The organism is Streptomyces alanosinicus (genome assembly GCF_014650595.1).
Taxonomy (GTDB): domain Bacteria; phylum Actinomycetota; class Actinomycetes; order Streptomycetales; family Streptomycetaceae; genus Streptomyces; species Streptomyces alanosinicus.
Map to the genome: position 1 here is coordinate 144,706 of NZ_BMVG01000005.1, position 24,093 is coordinate 168,798.

General features: G+C 71.2%; 21 protein-coding genes and 2 pseudogenes. 13 read left to right on the top strand and 10 right to left on the bottom strand.

Going from position 1 to position 24,093, the window contains the following annotated elements:
• The first annotated feature begins 154 nt into the window (after positions 1-154).
• A complete protein-coding gene (locus tag IE277_RS13715; RefSeq protein WP_189952063.1) occupies positions 155-337 on the top strand; it encodes a tail-anchor membrane protein in 183 nt (60 codons plus the stop codon).
• A 223-nt stretch (positions 338-560) separates the two neighbouring features.
• On the opposite strand, the gene IE277_RS13720 is transcribed toward IE277_RS13715, so the two are convergent.
• Positions 561-1,421, bottom strand: coding sequence for a hypothetical protein (locus tag IE277_RS13720; protein WP_189952064.1), 861 nt, complete (start codon positions 1,419-1,421; stop codon positions 561-563).
• Positions 1,422-1,858: 437 nt separating this feature from the next.
• Here IE277_RS13720 and IE277_RS13725 point away from each other — a divergent pair.
• Positions 1,859-2,764 (top strand): annotated as a pseudogene (locus IE277_RS13725) (oxygenase MpaB family protein).
• A gap of 161 nt (positions 2,765-2,925) precedes the next feature.
• Here IE277_RS13725 and IE277_RS13730 read toward each other — a convergent pair.
• Positions 2,926-3,525, bottom strand: a complete 600-nt coding sequence (locus IE277_RS13730; RefSeq protein WP_189952065.1) for a class I SAM-dependent methyltransferase — start codon at positions 3,523-3,525, stop codon at positions 2,926-2,928.
• Positions 3,526-3,676: 151 nt separating this feature from the next.
• Between IE277_RS13730 and IE277_RS13735 the strand changes: the two genes are divergently transcribed.
• The 5 genes from IE277_RS13735 to IE277_RS13755 all read left to right on the top strand — a co-directional run bounded on the left by IE277_RS13735 (position 3,677) and on the right by IE277_RS13755 (position 8,786).
• Positions 3,677-4,450, top strand: a complete 774-nt coding sequence (locus IE277_RS13735; RefSeq protein WP_189952066.1) for an MHYT domain-containing protein — start codon at positions 3,677-3,679, stop codon at positions 4,448-4,450.
• An 89-nt stretch (positions 4,451-4,539) separates the two neighbouring features.
• The gene (locus IE277_RS13740) at positions 4,540-7,122 is read left to right on the top strand and encodes a sensor histidine kinase (protein WP_189952067.1); all 2,583 of its coding nucleotides are present in this window, start codon (positions 4,540-4,542) and stop codon (positions 7,120-7,122) included.
• Entirely contained in the window at positions 7,119-7,556 is a 438-nt protein-coding gene (locus IE277_RS13745) for a roadblock/LC7 domain-containing protein (protein WP_189952069.1), read from the top strand. Before IE277_RS13740 ends, IE277_RS13745 begins: the two co-directional genes overlap by 4 nt.
• 20 nt (positions 7,557-7,576) lie before the next feature.
• Positions 7,577-7,990: a DUF742 domain-containing protein gene (locus tag IE277_RS13750; RefSeq protein WP_189952071.1), complete on the top strand. Its 414-nt coding sequence runs from the start codon at positions 7,577-7,579 to the stop codon at positions 7,988-7,990.
• Positions 7,991-8,186: 196 nt separating this feature from the next.
• Complete coding sequence (locus tag IE277_RS13755; protein ID WP_189952073.1) at positions 8,187-8,786, top strand: GTP-binding protein; 600 nt, start codon at positions 8,187-8,189, stop codon at positions 8,784-8,786.
• Positions 8,787-8,849: 63 nt separating this feature from the next.
• Here IE277_RS13755 and IE277_RS13760 read toward each other — a convergent pair whose 3' ends face one another.
• Positions 8,850-9,278, bottom strand: coding sequence for a PPOX class F420-dependent oxidoreductase (locus tag IE277_RS13760; RefSeq protein ID WP_189952076.1), 429 nt, complete (start codon positions 9,276-9,278; stop codon positions 8,850-8,852).
• Positions 9,279-9,367: 89 nt separating this feature from the next.
• Here IE277_RS13760 and IE277_RS13765 point away from each other — a divergent pair, with 89 nt between their 5' ends.
• A complete protein-coding gene (locus IE277_RS13765) occupies positions 9,368-9,781 on the top strand; it encodes a roadblock/LC7 domain-containing protein (RefSeq protein ID WP_189952078.1) in 414 nt (137 codons plus the stop codon).
• A gap of 126 nt (positions 9,782-9,907) precedes the next feature.
• Entirely contained in the window at positions 9,908-10,915 is a 1,008-nt protein-coding gene (locus IE277_RS13770; RefSeq protein ID WP_189952080.1) for a DUF6397 family protein, read from the top strand.
• A 33-nt stretch (positions 10,916-10,948) separates the two neighbouring features.
• On the opposite strand, the gene IE277_RS13775 is transcribed toward IE277_RS13770, so the two are convergent.
• Both IE277_RS13775 and IE277_RS13780 read right to left on the bottom strand, forming a co-directional pair.
• Entirely contained in the window at positions 10,949-11,815 is an 867-nt protein-coding gene (locus IE277_RS13775) for an acyl-CoA thioesterase (protein WP_189952082.1), read from the bottom strand.
• A 40-nt stretch (positions 11,816-11,855) separates the two neighbouring features.
• The gene (locus tag IE277_RS13780; protein WP_189952084.1) at positions 11,856-14,369 is read right to left on the bottom strand and encodes a DEAD/DEAH box helicase; all 2,514 of its coding nucleotides are present in this window, start codon (positions 14,367-14,369) and stop codon (positions 11,856-11,858) included.
• 145 nt (positions 14,370-14,514) lie between these two features.
• Between IE277_RS13780 and IE277_RS13785 the strand changes: the two genes are divergently transcribed.
• Positions 14,515-15,309, top strand: coding sequence for a metal-dependent hydrolase (locus IE277_RS13785; RefSeq protein WP_189952086.1), 795 nt, complete (start codon positions 14,515-14,517; stop codon positions 15,307-15,309).
• A gap of 53 nt (positions 15,310-15,362) precedes the next feature.
• On the opposite strand, the gene IE277_RS13790 is transcribed toward IE277_RS13785, so the two are convergent.
• The 4 genes from IE277_RS13790 to IE277_RS13805 form a co-directional block, all read right to left on the bottom strand.
• Positions 15,363-15,629 carry a type B 50S ribosomal protein L31 gene (locus tag IE277_RS13790; protein ID WP_189952088.1) on the bottom strand — a complete coding sequence of 89 codons (267 nt, stop codon included), beginning with the start codon at positions 15,627-15,629 and terminating at the stop codon, positions 15,363-15,365.
• Positions 15,630-15,752: 123 nt separating this feature from the next.
• Positions 15,753-16,223 carry a DUF5709 domain-containing protein gene (locus IE277_RS13795; protein ID WP_189952090.1) on the bottom strand — a complete coding sequence of 157 codons (471 nt, stop codon included), beginning with the start codon at positions 16,221-16,223 and terminating at the stop codon, positions 15,753-15,755.
• 584 nt (positions 16,224-16,807) lie between these two features.
• Positions 16,808-18,589 carry an ABC transporter ATP-binding protein gene (locus IE277_RS13800; protein ID WP_189952092.1) on the bottom strand — a complete coding sequence of 594 codons (1,782 nt, stop codon included), beginning with the start codon at positions 18,587-18,589 and terminating at the stop codon, positions 16,808-16,810.
• Positions 18,586-20,391 (bottom strand): ABC transporter ATP-binding protein, encoded by a 1,806-nt coding sequence (locus tag IE277_RS13805; protein WP_189952094.1) that lies wholly within the window; start codon positions 20,389-20,391, stop codon positions 18,586-18,588. The genes IE277_RS13800 and IE277_RS13805 overlap by 4 nt, the downstream gene beginning before the upstream one ends.
• Positions 20,392-20,702: 311 nt before the next feature.
• Here IE277_RS13805 and IE277_RS13810 point away from each other — a divergent pair, with 311 nt between their 5' ends.
• The 3 genes and pseudogenes from IE277_RS13810 to IE277_RS13820 all read left to right on the top strand — a co-directional run.
• Complete coding sequence (locus tag IE277_RS13810; RefSeq protein WP_189952546.1) at positions 20,703-21,287, top strand: hypothetical protein; 585 nt, start codon at positions 20,703-20,705, stop codon at positions 21,285-21,287.
• A gap of 169 nt (positions 21,288-21,456) precedes the next feature.
• A complete protein-coding gene (locus IE277_RS13815; RefSeq protein ID WP_229881379.1) occupies positions 21,457-23,070 on the top strand; it encodes a peptide-N4-asparagine amidase in 1,614 nt (537 codons plus the stop codon).
• Positions 23,071-23,172: 102 nt separating this feature from the next.
• Positions 23,173-23,413, top strand: a pseudogene (locus tag IE277_RS13820) (cation:dicarboxylate symporter family transporter); the annotation flags it as partial.
• Between the two features lie 156 nt (positions 23,414-23,569).
• On the opposite strand, the gene IE277_RS13825 reads toward IE277_RS13820, so the two are convergent.
• Positions 23,570-24,019, bottom strand: coding sequence for a MarR family winged helix-turn-helix transcriptional regulator (locus IE277_RS13825; protein ID WP_189952096.1), 450 nt, complete (start codon positions 24,017-24,019; stop codon positions 23,570-23,572).
• Positions 24,020-24,093: the final 74 nt, after the last annotated feature.

Genomic DNA, 24,093 nt, shown 5'->3' on the forward strand with positions numbered 1-24,093 from the left:
GTTCGACGGCGTCCGTCGTTGGTGGCGTGCGCGGGCCGTGAGCGACCCACCAGGGGGACTCAGGGGCGTCTCAGGGTCGGCTTCTGGAACCGTGGGGACCGCGGGCCCGTTCTCACAGCAGAGAGCGGCAGTGGCCGTGAAGGAGGCGACGCTCATGTCGATGAACGCGAAGATCGCCATCGGAGGCGTGGCGGTCGGGCTGATCCTGTTGATCTGGCTGCCCTGGTGGGTGGCGTTCCTGATCGTGGTCGGCGTTCCGGTCGCCGCGTATCTCACGCTGGACCCCGCACAGCGGCGCAGGCTCCGCCGGGTCACCCGCAAGGAACTCGGCCGCTGAGCCGCTGAGGGCGTGCCTCCGGATCGCCCGGAGAGACCCGCCGTGGCGTCTACGGGGCCGGACCGGTCTTGGGGGCTGGTCCGGCCCTCGCAGGCGGCCACGCGTGGCCTTGCGGGCGCGCTCGCCCTTCGACGCGGACTTGGCCCGGCGCGTGCCTGGCCGCGGGCAGGTCGCGGGGTCTAGAGGAGCCCGGTCGCTCCCGGCTGGTGTGTCGGCGTGCGCCTCAGAGGGGGCGTACGGCCATCTTGTCGAGTGCTTCCAGGAGGCCTGGCAGCTCGGGGCCCCGGCCCACCGGCAGGACTTCGCCGGGTTCGTCGTCGAGCAGGACGAAGGCGATGTCGTCGGTGCGTGCCACGATCGACCAGCCGGGGCCGTCGGCGCGCAGCGTACGGGCGTCCCCCGGGGCGAACGAGGAGCGCACCCGGCCGAGCGGCGGCGGCGAGTCGACGTAGGCGCGCGCCTCCGCGAGCACCCTCCGGACTCCCCGGTGGCCGCTGTGCGGCACGTCCTGCCGGGCCTGTGGCGAGGAGCCCTCGGCCTCCTCCTGCCCTTCCGGCTTCGCCCGCTCGTCCGGCGCGGAGAAGCTCTCGTCGTCGATCTGCCCTCGCCACGCCGCCCACTGCAGCGCGATCTCGTCGGCGCCCAGGCGGCGCTGGGCCGATCCCCAGGAGCTGGTGTCCGGCGGGCTCAGCGCAGGACGGTCCGCGACGTCGGGAGAGGGATCGTGCGGGGCGGGGACACCAGGAGCCGCGACGGCGACCGCCAGAGGCCAGCCCGGCAGGGCGGTCACGACCGCGCGCTCGTCCGGCGACAGCTCGTACTCCATGCCGCAGTCCCAGGACGCGATCGCCACGGCGACCAGCGAGACGTCGTCGATGACGACCGTCCAGCGCGCGCCGTCGCCGTCCTGGCCGAGCACCAGGCCGTACCCGTCGGCGAGGGGCGCGAGTCCCAGCGCCGTGCACGCCTCCGGATAGTCGTCGCCCAGAACGCTCGGAAACTGTGCCGGCGTCAGCAGCACCGCCGTCAGTACGTACAGCGCATCGTCCGTGGCGGCGACGGCCTCATCGTCGGTCCCGGCCATCCCAGCCTCCCCAGTGGTTCATCCTTCGGCGCGCACCCTAGTGCGAGCGGAAGCCGCTTGTCACGACTCCTCACACCACGCGGACCTGCAGGTTTCCGCCTGGACGGGGGCGAAACGACCACAGGTTGCGAGGACTCCCTCAGCCGGTGAGCAGCCCGGGGAGGCCACGGGCCACCGTCCCGGGCGACCCGCCGCGTTCCCGGGCCGCGTGACGAGAGCACGGCAGGCAGAGGCGGCCGCCGCTTCGAACAAGTTGTGCGCACTCCTGTCCCGTGTCCATGGGCCGCACGCGCGTGGCGGCGCGCAACCCGGCTGAGTCCTTCCGTAGGTGGCCGAACACGCAGGCCCCGCTCCCCCGAACAGGCTCATCGGCAGTGCTTCATCTGCCGTCATTCACCGTAGAGTTGGACCTTCCGTGGCAGAAGGGGGACGACCCGGTGAAGCGCTTCGAGCGGCTCGGACAGATCCGCCTGCTGGACGCGGTGGCGGACGCACCGGAGATCTACCGGCTCAGCGCGGCGTTCGAGTTCCCCTGGGACTACACCCGGGCACTCGGACTGGCCCAGTACCGCACCTACGCCGTGCCCAGCATCGGACGGCTGCTCGCTCGCACGGCGGAACTGCCCGAGCGCACGCAGAAGCGGTACGACGACACCGTGCTGCTCCTCGACGCCGTCGTCGAGCACGGCTGCGCCACCGAGGAAGGGCGTACGGCGATCCGGCGCATCAACCAGATGCATCGCAGTTACGACATCAGCGACGACGACATGCGCTATGTGCCGAGCACCTTCGTCGTGGTGCCGCGGCGCTGGATCGACACCTATGGCTGGCGGAGGCTGGACCGGCACGAGATCGTCGCCGCCACCGAGTACTACCGCGCCCTCGGCCGGCACATGGGCATCCCTGACATCCCCGAGACGTATGAGGGGTTCGAGACCCTCCTCGACGCCTACGAGCAGGAACACTTCGACTGAGACGAACAGTCCCGGACGGTCTCCGACGTCACCCTCGACCTGATGGCGTCCTGGTATCCGCGCCCCCTGGCTCCGCTGCTGCGCACCGCGACGCTCGCCCTGCTCGACGAGCACGTGTTGCGGGCGTTCCGGTACGCGCCGCCCGGCGCGGCCGCCACGGCCCTCGTGCGGCGTGCCGTACGCACGCGTGGCCGGCTCGTCCGGCTGCTGCCGCCGCGCCGCTCCCCGCACTTCGCCCGCCAGAACCGCGAGGTCAAGAGTTACCCGGACGGCTACCGGGTGGCCGACCTCGGCACCCACCCGGTCCCCGGACTCCGCGGCTGCCCGGTGCGACATCGCGACACCTCAGCGGCCGACACCGCAGAGTGAGACGAGGCTGTCGCGCAGCTCACCGTCTCCTCCGGAAAGGCCTGCCGACGGCGTGGCTACGGCGGCCCGGGCGATGGCGCAGTACGGCGGCCGAGGTGGCGGCCTTCGTGGCAACCGGGGCCGGAACGGTCTGACCCGCCCGGCCTTCAGCGACGCGACGGTCAGTTCGCGCACACGGCGGTCGCGAGGAAGCGGCTGTCCTCGTCGGCGTACGACGTCATGCTCCATCCCGAACGAGCCAGCAGCGGGCCGAGGTTGGCCTCGGCGCGCAGATCGCCCGGGGTGATCTGCCGGCCCTGACGTGCCGCCAGGGCGGCGCGCCCGACGGGATGGAACAGCGCGAGCGTGCCACCGGAACGCACCACACGGGCCAGTTCCCGCAGGTTCTCCTCCGGGCGCGGCAGATGGGCGATCAGACCCGCCGCGAACACGGCGTCCAGGGACCCGGACATGACCGGCAGCGCGGCGACGTCCGCGAGCAGCAGCCGGCCGTCCCGGTCCCGGCCCGCCCGCACGGCGGTCTGGAGCATCGCCGGGGTCAGATCGGCGCCGAGCACCACCCCGGACGGGCCCACGGCGTCCCGCAGCGCCGGCAGGGCGCGCCCCGTGCCGCAGCCCGCGTCCAGCACGCGGTCGCCCGGCCGCAGTTCGAGGTCGGCGACGGCAGCCGCGAAGGCGGGACCGTCGTCCGGGAACCGGCTGTCCCAGTCGGCCGCACGGGCGGCGAAGAACTCCTGCACATGTGTGTGGTCATCGCTCATGCACGGCATGATTCCTCACCGTCACGGGGGATACATAGGCGCACACGTTCGAGCGTGACCCGATCGTTCCGGCGCATCTGCCTGTCATATTCCAACAGCTTTCGAAACGCGCCCCCTGTGTGCGCTCGCGCCCCCCTAGCGTCCTTTGGCCATGGGACACCTGGACCACGCCGCCTTCGGCTGGCTGACCCCCGCACTGTCGTACGTCATGGCCTGCATAGGCGCCGCGCTCGGACTGCGCTGTACCGTTCGCGCGCTCGCCACCACCGGCCGCGCACGCCGCAACTGGCTCGTCACCGCGGCCTCCGCGATCGGGACGGGTATCTGGACCATGCACTTCGTGGCCATGCTCGGCTTCCGTGTCAGCGGCACCGACATCCGCTACGACGTGCCGCTGACCATCCTCAGCCTCCTCGTCGCCATGGTCGTCGTCTGCGCCGGCGTCTTCGCCGTCGGCTACAGCCGCGACCGCAACCGCGCGCTCCTCCTCGGCGGTCTCACCACCGGGCTGGGCGTCGCCAGCATGCACTACCTGGGCATGGCGGCGGTCCGGCTGCACGGCGGCATCAGATACGACCCCGTCCTCGTCGGAGTGTCGGTACTGATCGCGATCGTCGCGGCGACCGCGGCCCTGTGGGCGGGCCTCAACATCAAGTCGCCTCGCGCGGTCAACCTCGCCTCACTCGTCATGGGAGCGGCCGTCAGCAGCATGCACTACACCGGGATGTTCGCGGTGAGCGTGCGGGTGGACCCCTCCGGCGAAACCCTGCCCGGGGCCACGGCGATGCAGTTCATCTTCCCCCTCGCCGTCGGCCTCGGGTCCTACCTGTTCATCACTTCGGCCTTTGTCGCCCTCTCACCCACGGCAGACGAGCGCGAGGCCTCCGCCTCCGCCCAGCGGCCCGTCGAGAGCATCGCCCGCTAGCGAAACCGGACCGAGCGCAGCGACCGACGTCCCGAGTGCCCCGAGCCAGGTTCCGAGCGAGCCCGAGCCACGTCCCGAACGAGGAGGCCATGCGCCCACCCCGTACCACCTCGAAAGCCGCCGCCCAGGGGCACCTGCCGCGCGGCCGCCGCGCACACGCCGGACCGCCCGCCGACGAGCGCACCGACCACCCGCTCGGCGGAGGACCGGCCACGCCACGCGCGCGTGCGAACCGTCGGCACCTGCGCCCGCGCACCGTGCGCGCGAAGGTCGTCAGCCTGCTCATGGTGCCGGTCGTCTCGCTGCTCGCCCTGTGGGCGTACGCCACCGTCACCACCGCCCAGGACGTGGCCCGGCTGCGGCAGTCCCAGCGGATCGACGCCGAACTGCGCACCCCGGTGGCCGCGGCCGTCACCGCGCTCCAGGCCGAGCGCACCGCTGCCGTGCGCTACGCCGGCACACCGGACGCGGGTGACGGCGGCGACGTGCGAACCCTGGCCGCCCGCACCGACCGGGCCGTGGCCGAGCTGCGCCTCGGCGGCGACAACACCGTCGCCGACGCCGAGGAACTGCCCGCCGGTGTCTCCAAACGCCTCAGCGCCTTCGTCACCGGCGCCGGGCATCTGCGCGCCCTGCGCACGGCCGTACTCGACCACAAGGCCGGCTGGGACACGGCGTACGCGCAGTACACGAAGACGATCGGCGAGGCCTTCGCTGTGGACGGCGCCCTCTCCGGCATCCAGCAGGCCGACGTCGGCTCCGACGCGCGCGTGCTGCTCGAATTCAGCCGGGCCGCCGAAGCACTGGCCCAAGAGGACGCCGTCCTCGGCGGCGTACGGGCCGGCGGGCACCTGCAGGCGGCGAGGCTACGGCTGTTCAGCGCCGCCGTCGCCGCGCGCCGCGCCCTCACCCAGGCCGCCGTCGACGATCTGCCCGCCGCCCAGCGCGCCGCGTGGCAGCAGCTGACCGAAAGCGGTTCCTACACCGCCCTGGGCGCCTCCGAGGACAAGATCCTCGCCGTCGGACCGGGCGCCAAGCCGGCCGACCTGGCGTCGGAGGCCGCCTGGAACGACGCCCACGCGCGCGTGCATGACGGCATGCGGGACATCGCGACGGACACGGGCCGCGTCGTCGCCGGCCGCGCCGACCCGGTCACCCGCGGCCTGCTCAGCCCCGCGGGCGCCGCCGTGATCCTCGGCCTGGCCGCCGTCGCCGCCTCACTCGTCATCTCTGTGCGCATCGGACGCGCACTCGTCGTCGAGCTCGTCAGCCTGCGCAACGACGCCCTGGAGATCGCCCGCCGCAAACTTCCCGAAGCGATGCGCAGACTGCGCGCGGGCGAGGAGATCGACATCCAGGCGGAAGCGCCCGCCGGACCACCCACCGACGACGAGACGGGTCAGGTCTCGGAAGCCCTGACCACCGTTCACCGCGCGGCCCTGCACGCCGCCGTGGAACGCGCCGAACTCGCCAGCGGCATCTCCGGTGTCTTCGTGAACCTGGCCCGCCGCAGCCAGGTGCTGGTCCACCGCCAGCTCAGCCTCCTGGACAGCATGGAGCGCCGCTCGGACGACCCCGACGAGCTGAGCGACCTGTTCCGCCTGGACCATCTCACCACGCGTATGCGGCGGCACGCCGAGAGCCTGATCATCCTCTCCGGCGCCGCACCGGGCCGGGCCTGGCGCGTGCCGGTGTCCTTGACCAACGTCGTACGGGCCGCCGTGTCCGAGATCGAGGACTACGCGCGCGTGGAGGTACGCCAGCTCCCCGAGGCCCATGTCATCGGCGCCGCCGTCGCCGACCTCACCCACCTGCTCGCCGAACTCGTCGAGAACGCCGCACAGTTCTCGCCGCCACACACGCGCGTGCGCGTCACCGGCGAACCGGTTGGCAACGGCTACGCCCTGGAGATCGAGGACCGAGGACTCGGCATGGGCACCGAGACCCTCGCGGAGGCCAATCGCCGCATCGAACAGTCCGAGGCCCTCGACCTGTTCGACAGCGACCGGCTCGGACTCTTCGTGGTGAGCCGGCTCGCGTCCCGGCACGACGTCAAGGTGCATCTGCGCACCTCCCCCTACGGAGGCACCACCGCCGTGGTCCTGGTGCCCACCGCCCTGCTGCACGGCGGCGCGGCGCAACGCGCCTCCCTCCAAGGTGAGCAAGCCCGTCACCGGCAGGAACGCGCGTACACGCGGGTGCCTGAGACAAATTGCGCGCGTGTGCCCGACACACATCAGGGGCAGGAGGCGGTCGCCACCCGGTCGGACCGGCCCGCTCTCGCGGTCGGCGCATCCGTCCCGCGGGGCGCCGCGGAGAAGCCGGGCCACCGCGGGACCGCCGACGAGACCCCGGCCACCCCGGCCACCCCGCCCGCCGGAGTCACCGCGTTGCGGCTGCACCGGCCGCCCCAGGACTCCGACACCTCCGACGACCTCCCGCGCCGCGTGCGCCAGGCGAGCCTCGCTCCCCAGCTCCGGCAGCAGCGCCCCGAAGCGCCCGAGCCGGAGACCGCGCGGCACGGCGACGAACAGCGCACCCCCGAACAGGTACGGGACCGCATGTCGGCCTACCGGGACGGCTGGGTTCGCGGCGGCGGCAGAGAGCCCGGCCGCGGCACCGCCCCGCGACCCGAAACGGGCACTGACAGCAGCGAAGGAGACCCTGCATGATCCAGGACCCGAACACGCGGGCCGGACAGCGCTCCGGCGAACTGGACTGGCTGCTCGACGACCTGGTGATGCGCGTCAGCGAGGTACGGCACGCCGTCGTACTGTCCAACGACGGGCTGGCCGTCGGCGCCTCCACCGGCCTCGTCCGGGAGGACGCCGAACACCTCGCGGCGGTCGCCTCCGGCTTCAACAGCCTCGCCAAGGGCGCGGGACGGCACTTCGGAGCGGGCGGCGTACGGCAGACCATGGTCGAGATGGACGACGCGTTCCTCTTCGTGGCCGCCGCCGGCGAGGGTTCCTGCCTCGCCGTCCTGACCGCCGCCACCGCCGACATCGGCCTGGTGGCCTACGAGATGGCACGCCTCGTCAAACGGGTCGGCGAGCACCTGTACACAGCGCCGCGCGCCGCCGCGCAGCCGCCCGCGGCCGGATGACCCCGAAAGGGCGGCACCCGATGACCGAGAACCGGACGAGCGGCGCGTCGGAGCCGGGCAGCCAGTGGTACGACGGCGAGGCCGGACCGCTGGTCCGTCCCTACGCGATGACGGGCGGGCGCACCCAGCCGGGGCCAACCGGGGTGCGCTTCGACCTGATCGCCCTCGTCACCTTCGACCTCGCGGCAGCGACACTCGACGACGCCGCCGGACTCGGCCCCGAGCACCGGACCCTGATCGACTTGTGCCGTACGGAGACACAGTCCGTCGCCGAACTCGCGGCGGACGCGGACCTCCCCGTCGGCGTGGTCAGGGTCCTGCTCGGCGACCTCCTGGAACTCGGCTGCGTGGTCATCAGCCGGCCCGTGCCGCCGGCGCTCCTGCCGGACGAGCGGATTCTGCGCGAGGTCATCGCGGGATTGCGGGCTCTGTAGATGAACGTTCAGAACCGGATCCGCTCGTGTCGCATCCCGATCCGTGCGCGTCGGGCCCGATTCCTGGCGCGATTCGGTCACATCAGATGCGTTTCGGTCCCGCCCCTCCGAGACGCGGACCCGTTGTCATGATGCTGGTTTCGCCCCCGCACCCGGCGGACGCCGCCCGCAGCCGATCCTCCCGAGAGAAGTGATCATGGTCACCGAGCACTCCGACGCCGCCGACGCCTCCGCCCTGGCGCTGAAGATACTGGTCGCCGGCGGGTTCGGCGTCGGCAAGACGACCCTGGTCGGCGCCGTCAGCGAGATCCGGCCGCTGCGCACCGAGGAACTCCTCAGCGAGGCGGGGCAGCTGGTGGACGACACCGATGGCGTGGACCAGAAGGTCACCACCACCGTCGCCATGGACTTCGGACGCATCACCATCCGCTCCGGCCTGTCCCTCTACCTCTTCGGCACGCCGGGACAGGACCGCTTCTGGTTCCTGTGGGACGAGTTGTCCCAAGGCGCCCTCGGAGCCGTCGTCCTCGCGGACACCCGGCGCCTGGAGGACTGCTTCCCCGCGGTCGACTACTTCGAGCACCGGCACATCCCGTTCGTGGTGGCCGTCAACTGCTTCGCGGGTGCGCGCACCCACGGTGCCCATGACGTCTCCCGCGCACTCGACCTCGACCAGGGCACGCCCGTGGTCCTCTGCGACGCGCGGGACCGGGACTCCGGCAAGGAAGTCCTGATCCGGCTCGTCGAGTACGCCGGACGCATGCACACCGCCCGGCTCCTCGACTCGGTCGGCTGAGCCCACCACCCGGACCGCCCAAACCGCTCAGGCGGTCAGCGCCACTCAGGCCACCCGGATCTGTCAGGCCGCCAGATCCTTCACGGCCACCACCTGGTCGACAGAGACACGGACCAGCAGCTCACCCGGAACGCCGTTGCGGGCGCCGTACTCCTCGGCGCGATCCTCACCCATGTAGCGGGCGGCGATCCTGGTGGCCCAGCGACGCACCTCGTCCAGGTCCTCCGACAGGCGCGCGCGGCCGTTCAGCACCACGAAGTGGAACGGCGGCCGATCGTCGTCCACACACAGGGCGATCCGTCCGTCACGGGCGAGATTGCGCCCCTTCACGGTGTCTTTACCCGTGTTGAAGACCAGCTCGTCCCCGTTCAGCAGAAACCAGATCGGGGCCACATGAGGGCTCCCATCGGCGCGAACGGTGGACAGTTTGCCGGTCCGGGTGCCGTTCGAGACGAACGCCCGCCATTCCTCATCGGTCATCTTCTGTGCCATGCGTCCATCTTGCTTGCCCGGACGCCGGTCCTGGGGAAGGCTGGCGCAGAGTTCCTCCAGCCAGGGGGAGATCACACGGGGAGACGGAGATGGCGCAGAACCAGGGACTCGGGTGGCTCCTGGACGATCTGACCGAGCGTGTGGACCATGTGCGGCACGCCCTGGTCCTGTCGAACGACGGGCTGGTCACGGGCGCGAGCACGGGCCTGCGCCGGGAGGACGCCGAGCATCTGGCCGCCGTGGCCTCCGGGCTGCACAGCCTGGCCAAGGGATCGGGACGCCACTTCGGCACGGGCCGCGTACGCCAGACCATGATCGAGTACGACGACGCCGTGCTGTTCGTGACCGCGGCCGGCACCGGCAGTTGCCTGTGCGTGCTCAGCGGCGCGGAGGCCGACATCGGCCAGATCGCCTACGAGATGACCCTGCTCGTCAACCGCGTCGGCGAACACCTCGGCGTGGACGCAAGAAAGCCCGAGCGAGCCCCCATCGCAGACGCATGACCTGCTGATTCTCGGGCGCGCATGGAGTTATCCACAGGCCCGCCACGGCGTGCGCCGGATTGGCTACGGTGTGTGCACGGCGAACGCACTGGGCGTGAGCCAAGGACTCCACGGGGGAGTACGACCATGTCGGCAAACACCGTCAGCCCGCCCCGGCCCGCGACCTGCACCCCGAGCCACGCCGCTCCGGAACTGGGCCTCAAGCGAAGCGAGTTCGACCTCGCCGTGCACCTCGGCCACATTCGGACCGTGCCCGACGAGGGCGGGGGAGGAGGCCGGAGGGTGGAGCGCGCGGAGATCGACCGCCTGCGCGCACAGGAAGGCCATCCGGAGTCGCTGTGCGCTCGTGTGCGGGTGGTGGGGACGGCAGAGGGCGCGAAGCTCATGGAGATCCCGGTCGGGCGCTTCACCCGGCTCGCCCGACTCGGTCTGCTCGTCCCGGTGAAGTGGTATCTGAACCGCTACCGGGTCGTGGTCTGGCTCTATCTGGCGGAGGACCTGCGCACCTTCGCTTCGGACGCCAAGAACGCCCACCTGCTCAAGGGACGCACGCCGGAGCCGCTGCGCGGCTGGCTGGAGGACGGGGCGGACCTGCGTGCCCGCAACTGGCGGGGACGCCACCTCGGGTTCTTGCTGCGCCAGGCCGAGGAACCGTGGGCGAGGGCCGGAGCCTTGGCGGCTTTCCTCTCGCCCGTCGAGATCGCCGACGTCGTCAAGGATCCGTACGAGCGTGCCCGCCTGAACCGGTTCCGGCCCGTGCCGCCCGGTCAGGGCGCCCCGGGATCGCCCGCCGCGCACCTCGCCGAGCGGATCACGACGGCGCAGGACGCGGACGAGATCGAGTGGCTGCGCAGCGACCTGGCCCAGACGCTCGAAGAGGCCCGCGCCTTCGCACCGGCCCCGCGCCCGGCCCTCCGTCGCGCCGCATCGACCTCGCGAGTGGCCGCGCGACCCATCCCGCCCATGGCCCGGACGGTCACGCGAGCCACCGAGCCGACGGCATTGGTCCCGGCGGCACCCGGCGAAGCGCCGCCCGAAACAGGGGCGGCCGATCCGGTCCTGACGCGGCGCAGCCGCAGCCGCGGCCTGCGCGGCTGGCTGCGGCGGAGAAGTACTCGGCCGGCGCGGGTCTGAACCGACCGGGCTCAGCTCCCGGCGTCCGGTGCGCTAAAGCGACCTGAACAGACCCTCCTGGACGACCGAGACAAGCAGCCGCCCCTGCAGATCGTAGATACGCCCGCGGGCAAGACCGCGCCCGCCGGTGGCGATCGGCGACTCCTGGTCGTACAGGAACCACTCGTCCGCGCGGAACGGCCGGTGGAACCACATGGCGTGGTCCAGCGAGGCCATGTCGAAGTTCCGCGGGCCCCACAGGGGTTCGACCGGGATGCGGACCGCGTCCAGGAGGGTCATGTCGCTGGCGTAGGTCAGCGCGCACGTGTGGACCAGCGGGTCGTCTCCGAGCGGTCCGACCGCGCGCATCCAGACGGCACTGCGCGGCTCGGCGCCCGCTATCTCGTCGGCGTTCCAGCGCAGCCGGTCGACATAGCGGATGTCGAAGGGCTGGCGGCGCGCCATCCTCTCCAACTGCTCCGGCAGCGCGCCCAGATGTTTGCGGATCTCCTCGACCACGGTCGGCAGCGACTCCGGGTCCGGTACCTCGCGGGCCGGCGGCAGCTGGTGCTCGAACGGTCCTTCCTCAGGCAGGTGAAAGGAGGCGGTCAGATTGAAGATCGTGCGGCCCTGCTGCACGGCCGTGACCCGGCGCGTGGTGAACGACCGGCCGTCGCGGACCCGCTCCACCTGGTACACGATCGGCACCCCGGGACGGCCCGGACGCAGAAAGTACGCGTGCAGCGAGTGCACCGGGCGGTCACCTTCCACGGTGCGGCCGGCGGCGACCAGCGCCTGGCCCGCCACCTGGCCGCCGAAGACCCGCTGCAGGGACTCCTGCGGGCTACGGCCGCGGAAGATGTTGACCTCGATCTGTTCCAGGTCGAGCAGGTCGACCAGTCTTTCGGCCGGGTTCGTCATCGGTGGGATTCTCCTTGGCTCGCAACCGGTCGCAAACGGCTCACAACTGCCCGACATCGGTGACACGGACGACGGCACGGCCCTCGGCGTCCGAGGCCGCGAGGTCGATCTCGGCGCTGATGCCCCAGTCGTGGTCGCCGTTCGGGTCGTCGAAGATCTGGCGGACGCGCCAGAGGCCGTTCTCCGGCTCCTCCTTGATGACCAGCAGCTTGGGGCCGCGGGCATCGGGGCCGGTGCCGAGATCCTCGTACTCGTCCCAGTACTTGTCCATCGCCTCGCCCCAGGCGTCGGCGTCCCAGCCGGCCTCGGCATCCAGCTCGCCCAGCTCCTCGACCTGGTCGAGAGCGGCCAGCTCCACGCGGCGGAACATGGCGTTGCGGACCAGGACCCGGAAGGCGCGCGCGTTCGTGGTGATCGGCTTGACCTCGTCGGCCCTCTCCTGGGCCTCCTCGGCGGTCATCTCCTCCGGGTTCGCGAGTTGCTCCCACTCGTCCAGCAGGCTGGAGTCCACCTGGCGCACCATTTCGCCCAGCCACTCGATCAGATCCTGCAGGTCCTCGGACTTCAGGTCGTCCGGGATGGTGTGATCGAGGGTCTTGTAGGCGCTGGCGAGGTAGCGCAGGACGATGCCCTCGGTGCGGGCCAGCTCGTAGAAGGACACCAACTCGGTGAAGGACAGCGCCCGTTCGTACATGTCCCGGATGACGGACTTCGGCGACAGCGGATGGTCGCCCACCCACGGGTGGCTCTTGCGGTAGGTGTTGTACGCGTGGAAGAGCAGCTCTTCCAGCGGCTTCGGGTAGGTGATGTCCTGGAGGCGCTCCATGCGCTCCTCGTACTCGACACCGTCCGCCTTCATCGCGGCCACGGCCTCGCCACGGGCCTTGTTCTGCTGGGCGACGAGGATCTGCCGCGGGTCGTCCAGCGTGGACTCCACCACGGACACCATGTCGAGGGCGTAGGACGGCGACTCGGGGTCGAGCAGCTCGAACGCGGCGAGCGCGAACGTGGACAGCGGCTGGTTGAGCGCGAAGTCCTGCTGCAGGTCGACCGTGAGCCGGACGATACGGCCCTCGGCGTCCGGCTTGTCGAGCTTCTCCACGATCCCGCCGTCGAGCAGCGAGCGGTAGATCGCGATCGCCCGGCGGATGTGCCTGAGCTGCTGTCTGCGCGGCTCGTGGTTGTCCTCCAGGAGATGACGCATGGCCTCGAACGCGTTGCCCGGCCGGGCGATCACCGACAGCAGCATCGTGTGGGTCACCCGGAAACGCGAGGTCAGCGGCTCCGGCTCCGAATCGATCAGCTTCTGGAAGGTGCTGTCGGTCCAGCCGACAAAGCCCTCCGGCGCCTTCTTGCGCACCACCTTGCGCCGCTTCTTGGGGTCGTCGCCCGCCTTCGCCAGCGCCTTCTCGTTCTCGATGACGTGCTCCGGCGCCTGCCCCACGACCAGCCCCGCCGTGTCGAAGCCGGCCCGGCCGGCCCGGCCCGCGATCTGGTGGAACTCCCGGGCCCGCAGGGTGCGCACACGACTGCCGTCGTACTTCGTCAGGGCAGTGAACAACACCGTGCGGATGGGTACATTGACGCCCACGCCAAGGGTGTCCGTGCCGCAGATGACCTTCAGCAGACCGGCCTGGGCGAGCTTCTCCACCAGGCGCCGGTACTTGGGCAGCATGCCGGCGTGGTGGACCCCGATGCCGTGCCGGACGTAACGGGAGAGGTTGCGGCCGAACTTGGTGGTGAAGCGGAAGTTGCCGATCAGCTCGGCGATCTGGTCCTTCTCCTCGCGCGAGCACATGTTGATGCTCATCAGCGCCTGCGCCCGCTCCACGGCCTGCGCCTGAGTGAAGTGCACGATGTACACCGGCGCCTGCTTGCTCTCCAGCAGATCGGTGAGCGTCTCCGTGAGCGGGGTGAGCTTGTACTCGTAGGAGAGGGGCACCGGCCGGGTCGCCGAGCGGACCACCGATGTGGGGCGTCCGGTACGGCGGGCGAGGTCCTTCTCGAAGAACGACACATCACCCAAAGTGGCCGACATAAGGATGAACTGCGCCTGGGGCAGTTCCAGCAACGGGATCTGCCAGGCCCAGCCGCGGTCGCCCTCCGCGTAGAAGTGGAACTCGTCCATGACGACCTGGCCGACATCCGCGTGCTTGCCGTCGCGCAGCGCGATCGACGCCAGCACCTCGGCGGTGCAGCAGATCACGGGAGCGTCGGCGTTCACGGACGCGTCGCCGGTGAGCATGCCGACGTTCTCGGTGCCGAAGATCTTGCACAGCTCGAAGAACTTCTCCGACACCAGCGCCTTGATCGGGGCCGTGTAGAAGGTGACCTCGTCACGGGCCAGCGCGGCGAAGTGCGCGCCCGCGGCGATCATGCTCTTGCCGGAGCCGGTGGGCGTCGAGACGATCACGTTGGCCCCGGAGACCGCCTCGATCAGCGCCTCCTCCTGGTGCGGGTAGAGGGTGAGGCCGCGCTCCTGAGCCCACGACTCGAAGGCTTCGTACAGGGCGTCGGGGTCGGCGGTCGGCGGCAGCTGATCGATGAGGGTCACGCACCCATCTTGCCTGGCGCGGTCCCCAAGAGGGGAATCGGCTGTGGGCACGAAGATCGCGGCAGCTACGCTGTGTCGCCGACGGAGCGTCAGCGCACCAGGACAACTGGACAGCGGCACACGAGGAATGGGGCGGGAAGCGGCCATGATGGGACCAGCACACTCACTGTCGGGGGCCGCGGCCTGGCTCGGGGTCGGAGCCGCCGCCGCGGCGACGGGGCATCCGATGCCGTGGCCGGTCCTCCTCGTCGGGGCTCTGATCTGTGCCGGTGCCGCACTCGCCCCGGACCTCGACCACAAGGCCGCCACCATCTCGCGCTCCTTCGGGCCGATCTCCCACTGGATCTGCGAGATCGTGGACGCGCTGTCCCACGCCGTCTACAAGGCGACCAGGATGAAGGGCGACCCACGTCGAAACGGCGGCCACCGCACGCTGACGCACACGTGGCTGTGGGCGGTCCTGCTCGGCGCCGGCTGTTCGGCGGCGGCGATCGAGGGCGGCCGCTGGGCGGTGCTGGCGATCCTGTTCGTCCACATGGTGCTGGCGATCGAGGGCCTGTTGTGGCGGGCGGCCCGCGGCTCCAGCGCCGATGTCCTGGTCTGGCTGCTGGCCGCGACCAGCGCGTGGATCCTCGCAGGGGTCCTGGACAAGCCCGGCAACGGCTCCGACTGGCTGTTCACCGCGCCGGACCAGCAGTACTTGTGGCTGGGGCTGCCGGTCGTGCTGGGCGCGCTGGTGCACGACATCGGGGACGCGCTGACCGTGTCGGGCTGCCCGATCCTGTGGCCGATCCCCGTGGGCCGCAAGCGCTGGTACCCCGTGGGGCCGCCGAAGGCGATGCGGTTCCGTGCCGGCAGCTGGGTGGAGCTGAAGGTGCTGATGCCCGTCTTCATGCTGCTCGGCGGGGTGGGCTGCGCGGCGGCTCTCAACGTGATCTGAGCCGCCGTTCCCGTCCGGGGCACCGGGCACCGGAGCCGCGGCGCCGTTCAGGATCAGGTCGCCTCGCCCGCCTCCGCCCCGCCGCCGTAGCGGCGCTCGAAGCGGGCGACACGGCCCTCGGTGTCGACCGTGCGGGCCTTGCCCGTGAAGAAGGGGTGGCTCTCGGAGGAGATCTCCACGTCGATCACCGGGTAGGTCTGGCCGTCGTCCCACTCGATGGTCTGCTCGCTGTGAGCGGTCGAGCGGGTCAGGAACGCGTAGCCGGCGGCGCGGTCACGGAAGACCACGGGGTGGTAGTCGGGGTGCTTGTCCTGCCGCATGGCGGCTCCTCGGGCGGGGCGGTCGGTCAGGGGGCGTGCCGGCCGTCCCGGACGTGCCGGTCGGCCGGACCGGGCGGGTCATCCGGACGGTGCAGGACATGCGGACAGGGACCCCTCGTCCACTCAGCCGGACAAGGACTCCTCGTCGACGATGTGCATCGCGGCCTCCTCGGCCGAGGCGGCGGCGCCGTCGATGCCGACATCGGTGGCGACGAGGGCGGCCTCGTCGTCCTCGTGCGCTCCCTCGTCCGGGGCCACCAGCCGGCCGGAACGGAGGGCACCGACCTCGCTGTCGAGGAGTTCTCCGTCGGTTTCGACGCAGTCACCGAGGTCGTCGCCGTCGGGCGCGGCCAGATCGGGCAGCTCCTCTGCGAGCCGCTGGTCCAGGGTCTCGCCCGCCTGCCGCTCGGCCGCCGTCACACCGATGTGTTCCACCGCCCAGGGGCGCTCAGGAGGGGACCAGCCGCGGTCGAGCGGATCCTTGACGCCGTCGAAGTCCAGTGTGTCCTCGACGTCGAGCACTCCCGAGTCCTCCCGGACCTCCGAGGAATCGGGCTGGTAGACGTCGTCCCCCCAGCTGTCGGCGCTGTCCACGAGTACCTCCAGGTGGTGAGGACGGCCATATGCCACCGCACTGGGTGGCGGGCCGCCGGCACGCGTGGCACAGGTGTCGCACGCCGCGAATCCGGTGGATCCGAGGCGCTCCCCGAGCCGGTGCCGTTCTCCAGCCTTCCACCCCTGCTCGGGACCGCGCAACGGCACGGACGCCGGTCAGGGCCCGCGACCGTGCACCGGCATCCCGCAGGCGCCGTGGCACGGCCGCTCGATCCGCCCCGGCAGCCTCAGGCGCCGACGGACGCCGTTGTGGGCAGGCCCGTCACCACCCGGCGGCTCCGGGCGTGGGCACGCTTCGCCGAGTGTCGGCGGGGCGCGGTCCTCCGGCCCCGAGCGCCGGAGGACCCCCTCCCCCGGCAGGCCGTCGCGTCCCAAGCGTCGGCACACCCCGCTGCACGCCGGTCCGCTTCGATCCGGCCGGTCCTGGACCCGGCAGCCCTGGCACGGCATCCGGCGACCCGGTTCCGGGAACGGTCCGTGGCACTGTGACCGTGATCGCGGTGTCCGCTGCCGACGGCGGGCGGAGCGCCCGGGCACCGGGTACCCACGACCGGGCCGGATCCTCACCCGTGCCAGGACCGCCACAGCGCCGCGTACGCGCCGTCGGCCACGACCAGATCGTCATGGCTGCCCAGCTCGCTGACGCGGCCGTTCTCCACGACGGCGATCACATCGGCGTCATGGGCGGTGTGCAGCCGGTGAGCGATGGCGACCACGGTGCGGCCGTCCAGGACCCGGGCCAGGGAGCGCTCCAGGTGCCGGGCCGCGCGTGGGTCGAGCAGCGAGGTCGCCTCGTCCAGCACCAGCGTGTGCGGATCGGCCAGGACCAGGCGGGCCAGTGCGATCTGCTGAGCCTGCGCCGGGGTCAGCGCGAGACCGCCGGAGCCGACCTCGGTGTCCAGGCCGTCGTCCAGGGCTCGTGCCCAGCCGTCCGCGTCGACCGCGCCCAGCGCCGCCCACAGCTCGGCGTCCGCGGCGCCGGCGCGGGCCAGCAGAATGTTGTCCCGCAGGGAGCCGACGAAGACGTGGTGTTCCTGGTTGACGAGGGCGACGTGGGAGCGGACGCGTTCCGCGGGCATCAGGGACAGCTCCGCGCCGCCCAGGGTGATCCGGCCGTCGCGGGGTGCGTAGATCCCCGCGAGCAGCCTGCCCAGGGTCGACTTGCCCGCGCCCGAGGGGCCGACCAGGGCCAGCCGGGTGCCCGGGGCGACTTCCAGGGACACGTTGCGCAGCACGTCGACGCCCTCGCGGTAGGCGAAGTGCACCCGGTCGGCGTGCACGTCCCGACCGTCCGGCGCCAGCGAGGCGTCCTTGGCGTCCGGCTCGATGTCCCGCACCCCGACCAGCCGGGCCAACGACACCTGGGCGACCTGTACCTCGTCGTACCAGCGCAGGATCAGGTTCACCGGGTCGACGAGCATCTGCGCGAGGAGGGCGCCCGTGGTCAGCTGCCCCACCCCGATCCAGCCGTGCAGGACGAACACCCCGCCGACCATGAGGACCGAACCGAGCACGATGACATGGGCGGCGTTGACCACCGGGAACAGCACGGACCGCAGCCAGAGCGTGTAGCGCTCCCAGGCCGTCCATTCCTTGATCCGCTGTTCCGACAGGGCGACGCGGCGGGCACCGAGCCGGTGCGCCTCGATGGTGTGGCCCGCGTCCACCGTCTCGGCGAGCGTGGCGGCCACGGTCGCGTATCCGGCTGCCTCGGAGCGGTAGCCGGCCGGCGCCCGCTTGAAGTACCAGCGGCACCCCGCCAGGAGCACCGGTACGGCGAGCAGCACGGCTGCCGCGAGCGGCGGAGCCGTCACGACGAGCCCGCCGAGCAGCAGCAGGGCCCACACAGCACCGATCGTCAGCTGCGGCACGGCCTCGCGCATCGCGTTGGCCAGGCGGTCGATGTCGGTGGTGATGCGGGACAGCAGATCGCCGGTACCGGCCCGTTCCAGCACGCCCGGCGGCAGCCCGACCGACCGGACGAGGAAGTCCTCGCGAAGATCGGCCAGCATCCGCTCGCCGAGCATCGCGCCCCGCAGCCGCACCTCTCGTACGAACCCGGCCTGCACGATCAGGGCGAGCAGGAACAGCCCGGCGGTCAGACCCAGATGAAGCTCTCGCGACCGGTCCGAGACGCGCTCGACGAGGCCGCCGAGCAGGTACGGCCCCACCATGGAAGCGATCACGGCCACCGTGTTCACGCCGATGAGCAGGAGGAACGCCCTGTGGTGCCGATGGAACAGCTCGGTGACGTAGGCGCGCACGGTAGCGGCTGCGCCGACGGGCAGGGTGGTGGCGGTCGTCGGGGCCGCCGGGTCGTACGCCGGCGGTGCAACGCCGATCATGCGCTCTCCTCGATCTCGTTCCGTTCCTGGCCCGCGCCCACGAGGGCACCTTCGTCGGCTGCGGCCGGCTCGTCGTCCGACTCCCGCGTGACCACCGTCCGGTACCGCGGCTCCCTGTCGATCAGCTCGCGGTGCGCACCGACCGCGACGACCTCGCCGTCGTGGACCAGGGCGACCAGGTCCGCGCGGTCGAGCAGCAGCGGTGAGGAGGTGAACACGACCGTGGTGCGTCCTGAGCGCAGTCGGCGCAGGCCGTCCGCGATCCGTGCCTCGGTGTGCGAGTCGACCGCGGAGGTCGGCTCGTCGAGCACCAGCACCTCGGGATCGGTGATCAACGACCGGGCCAGTGCGAGCCGCTGGCGCTGGCCGCCGGACAGGGACCGTCCGCGTTCGGTGATGCGTGCGTCCATCGGGTCCGTCGTGTCCACAGATCCCTGGACAAGCGCGTCCAGGACGTCGTCGCACTGTGCCGCGGTCAGCGCGTCCGCGGCCCGTACGGCTCCCGAGGCGGGCACGTCGAGCAGCTGGCGCAGCGTTCCGGACAGCAACACCGGGTCTTTGTCCTGGACGAGCACGGCGGTGCGGGCGCTGTCCAGGGGAAGTTCGTCCAGGGCGACGCCGCCGAGCAGCACCGAGCGTCCCCCCTCGGCCGTGTGGCCGCCGAGCCGCGCCGCGAGGCGGCCCGCCGCGTCCGGGTCGCCGCAGACCACGGCGGTGAGACGGCGGGCGGGAGCCAGCAGACCGGTGCCGGGGTCGTACAGGTCGCCGGCCGGCACCTGGGCCTCGCGCGTGCCCTCGGTGGCCGTGGGCCGTTCCAGGGACAGCACGCGGGCCGCCCGTTTGGCCGACGGACGGCAGAAGGAGTACGCCATGGCGATCTCCTCGAAGTGCCGCAGCGGGTAGTTGAGGACCATGACCGCGCTGTAGACGGTGACGAGTTCGCCGACGGTGATCCGGCCCTGGTGGGCGAGGTGGATGCCGTGCCAGACGACGGCGATGAGCAGCAGTCCGGGCAGCAGCACCTGAATGGCGGAGATCAGCGACCACATCCGGGCGCTGCGTACCGCGGCGTGCCGCACCTCCTGTGAGGCGCGGCGGTAGCGGTTGAGGAACAGTTCCTCGCCGCCGATGCCGCGCAGCACGCGCAGCCCGGCGACCGTGTCCGAGGCCAGCTCGGTGGCCCGGCCGGCCTTCTCGCGCTGTGCGTCGGCGCGACGGGTCGCCCGGGGCAGCAGCGGCAGCACCGCGAGGGCCACCACCGGCAGTCCGACGGCGACGATCGCGCCCAGGGCCGGCTGGTAGACGGCGAGGCCGGCACAGACCACCACGACCGTGAGCGCGGCCGCGGTGAACCGGGAGACCGCCTCGACGAACCAGCCGATCTTCTCGACGTCACCGGTGGAGACCGCCACCACCTCGCCGGCGGCGACCCGCCGGCTCAGGGCGGAGCCCAACTGTGCGGCCTTGCGGGCCAGCAGTTGCTGGACGCGGGCGGCGGCCGTGATCCAGTTGGTGACGGCGGTGCGGTGCAGGAAGGTGTCACCGACGGCGATACCCGTGCCACACAGCAGCAGCAGACCACCCGTCAGGACGAGCCGGGTGCCGGAGCGGTCGACGACCGCCTGGACGGCGAGGCCGACACAGAAGGGCAGGGCCGAGACGGCGACGAAGTGCAGCAGGCCCCAGGCGAGCGACTTCAGCTGGCCGTCCAGCTGGTTACGCCAGAGCCACCACAGGAATCGGGGGCCCGATCGTGCGTCCGGAACGCCCGGATCGGAGTACGGAAGGTCTTGGATTTGCATGACGTCCCAGTGGCTCGTGTCAAGGAGGGAAGAGGGGGAGGCGGGGGAGGGATGGGGAGGCGGCGAAAGTGCGGTGACGGGCCGTGAAAGGTTCGCTTCGCAACGTCGTGAATTTCAATCGGTTTTCCTGGCGGAACGGTGCAATCCATCTGCTTCCGGCCACGGGTGCCTTCGGTCGTGGAGTGTGGGTCGGGCGTCACCCGAATGTCCGGAAGATCGCACTATTGCATGGTTTGCGATGCCATGGTCATGTGGAGATTGACGGCGTGCGGCGAATGGCGGTCGTGGTGACGGCCTTCGGCACTGTTCCGATGACTCTGTCCGCCTGTGGCTCCGGCATATCCGAGCCGGCTCGTGCCGAGGACTCCGGCCATGTCCTTGCGGTGTACGGCGAGGGCAGGGACTCGCCCGACTCCACGGCTGTGCTGTACACGCGGGAGGGCCCGAGGTGGCAGCCGATCGCCAGGTGTCCGGCGCACAATGGCCGGAACGGCTGGACCGCGGACCATCGCGACGGTGACGAGCGCGGCCCCGTCGGGGTGTTCGGCCTCTCCGACGCGGGCGGTGTGCTCCACAACCCCGGTCCCCGGCTGCCTTACGAACGGGACCGGGACGCCGACGCTCCCCCGAACGACTGGCACCAGGCGCATCAGCACGACTTCGACCACGTCATCGCCATCGACTACAACCGTCGTCCGGGCCGTCCTTCGGACGACGGAGCACGCCCCGAGGGTGACTGCAAGGGTGGCGGCATCTGGCTGCACCTCGACCGCAGCGATGGCACATCCGCCTGCGTCAGTGTGCCCAAGGACGCCATGAAGTTCCTGCTGCGCACGCTGGATCCGGCGCGGCATCCGGTGATGGTGATGGGGGACCGGGAGGAACTGGGCGCCTGACGCTCCGGCGCCTGCGCCCGTTGCCGCCACCTCTGCCCGCCAGCGATGTCTCCGCCCGTGTCGCAGTCGCCGAAAGGTGTCCCGCCGGCGGCCCGCTCTGTGCCCGATCGCGCCGTTCTTCCCGAGGCCTCATTGCGGGCAGGCGCCGACTCGCCGTAGAACACCGCCCATGAGTAGACAGATAGTCATGTCCATGCTCGCCGGAGTGGCCCTTCTCGCGAGCGCGTTCTTCGGCGCCGGAGCCGGCGCTGTCGCCCAAGCGGCCGATGTCCCGGCCGAGTTCGGTACCGACTGGCACGACCCGGTCACCGCGGCGCCGCCCGTCGACCGGCCGCATTCCACGTCGTGTCAGGTCACCCTCGCCGACGCCCAGTTCCGTGACTTCACGCCCTACCGAGGCGCCTACACCCCGCCCGAGGGCTGTGGAGACCACTGGAGCAAGGTCGTCCTGCGGCTCGACGGCAAGGTGAAGGGCCGTCAGTACGACCGCCTCGGCTATCTGCACGTCGGCGGCGTCGAGATCCTGCGCACCTCCACACCGGAGCCCTCGCCCGACGGCATCGAATGGCACGTCGAGAAGGACGTCACCCGTTACAGCGACACCTTCCGCAGCCCACGGGACGTCGAGATGCTGATCGGCAACACGGTGGACGACACCTACACCGGTGTCATCGATGTGCATGTCAGCCTGACCTTCTACGCGGGCCGCCCCGCCGATCAGGCCCCCGACCGCGTCCTCACGCTCACCGGCACGCCGGACGGCACGACCCTCACCACCCCGCGCAACAGCGAGCGGATCCTCGCCGAGGTCTACGCGACCGGCTCGGGCGGCGGCTGCGAGGAGTTCTGGTACCTCACTGTGGCGGACCCGGCGTCGTACTCCTGCAAGGCCGATCACGGTCCCTACCGCGAGGTACAGATCAAGATCGACGGCCAACTCGCCGGAATCGCCGCGCCGTTCCCGAACGTCTGGACCGGCGGCTGGTCCAACCCCTTCCTCTGGTACGTCCTCCCGGCGCCGCGAGCTTTCGATGTCCGGCCCCTCACCTACGACCTCACACCGTTCGCGGGCCTGCTCGACGACGGCCGTCCGCACCGCGTCGACGTGTCCGTCGTCGGCGTGCCGGCGGGCCGGTCGGGCTGGAGCGCGCCGGTGAACGTCCTGGTCTGGCAGGACGTTCACCGTGCCCGCGTCACCGGCTCGCTCACCGCGGACCGGGCGACGGACATAGCCAATTCCTCCACCTACACGCCCGGTTCCGAGAACCGTGTGAACACCGACGCGGGACACCGGCTCACCGTGTCCGGATACCTTGACACCTCGCACGGCCGGGTCACCACCACGGTCGCCCGGACGCTCGCCAACACCTCCGTCCACCGGTGGACCGATGGTGAGAACACGGACGGGCTGGACGCGACATGGTCGGACGACCAGACGGTCACCGTCGGCGGGCACGGTCCTGACCGGACGGCGCGCACACACCTGACGTACACGCTGAAGGGCACCACCACCATCGGCGCGGACAACCGGCTGCGCACCGTGCTGACGCTCGGCGACCGCGCCTTTGTCGTGGAACCGGGAAGCGGCTGGCGCACCGTGTGGTCCCGGCTCGACGACACCTACAGCGGCGACGCGGCGTACACGACCAACGTCCCGCGCGACCAGCGGCACGCGGTCGGCACATCGAGCGAGCGCTATCGGCGGTACGGCTCCGACGGGTGCTACGACCATGTGCTGGCCACGGCTCAGGGGGTCTTGACGGAGGACCGCGAGCGTTGTTGAGCACACGGATGTTGAGCACACGGATGTGGAGTGCGCCACCCGCGGTGTGATGTACCCGGCTGTGACACGGGCGTCTCAGCGGGGATCAACAACGCCTTTAGAGTGCCGCGACGCGTCGCACGCATACTGGCGTACCTCCCTCTTCGAGCAGGTCGCCTGTGTCCTCGTGCTCGGCGTCGTCGTCGGGAGACCGTGGCCGGAGTCGGCCGCGGTCTCCCAGCCGCTCGGCGATGGTTTCATCCGTCTGATCAAGGCGGTCATCGCCCCGCTGATGTTCTGCGCGGCCGTCGTGGGCATCGCCACGGCCGGTGATCCGAAGGCCTTCAGGCGGATCGGGCTGAAGGTCAGGGAGATCGCCTTCGAGGCCGAGGGGGGATCGGAGGCGGAACCCGCCGTGGGGACATGGCCGACCGTCAAGGAGCCGGCGCCGGAGGCGGGTTGAGTGCCGGGATCGGTGTGCGTGCCCGGGCATTTCGTGCGCCGGAATCGCTCGCTGTGGTCAGCAGCGCGTGCCGCTGTCCCCTTCGATCAGCGTGTCCAGCAGTACGCCGAGTACTTGGCGCTCCTTCTCCGTCAGCGGCGCGAGGATCTCCTCGGCGGCCGAGCGGCGTGCGCCGCGCAGTTCGCGCAGGGTCGTGTGCCCCTCGTCCGTCAGCTCGATCCGGGTCACTCGGCGGTTCGCCGGATCCGGCATCCGCCGTACCTTCCCGCTCGACTCCAGCCCGTCGACCAGCGTCGTCACCGCCCGCGGCACCACTTCCAGGCGCTCGGCGAGGTCGGCCATGCGCGGGGGTGAGGCGTAGTGCGCGAGGGTGCGCAGCAGCCGGGACTGGGCCGGGGTGACGCCCAGGTCGTCCCGTTCCAGGTGGCGTTTCTGGATGCGGTGCACCCGGCGGGTCAGCCGTAGCAACTGCTCAGCGAGCAGGCCGTCGGGATCTGGGGTGGTCATGCGGGAACAATATCAGGATGCCGTTCATTGTGAGTATAGGTAACAATGAGCTACGATCCGTTCGCCATCGTCGA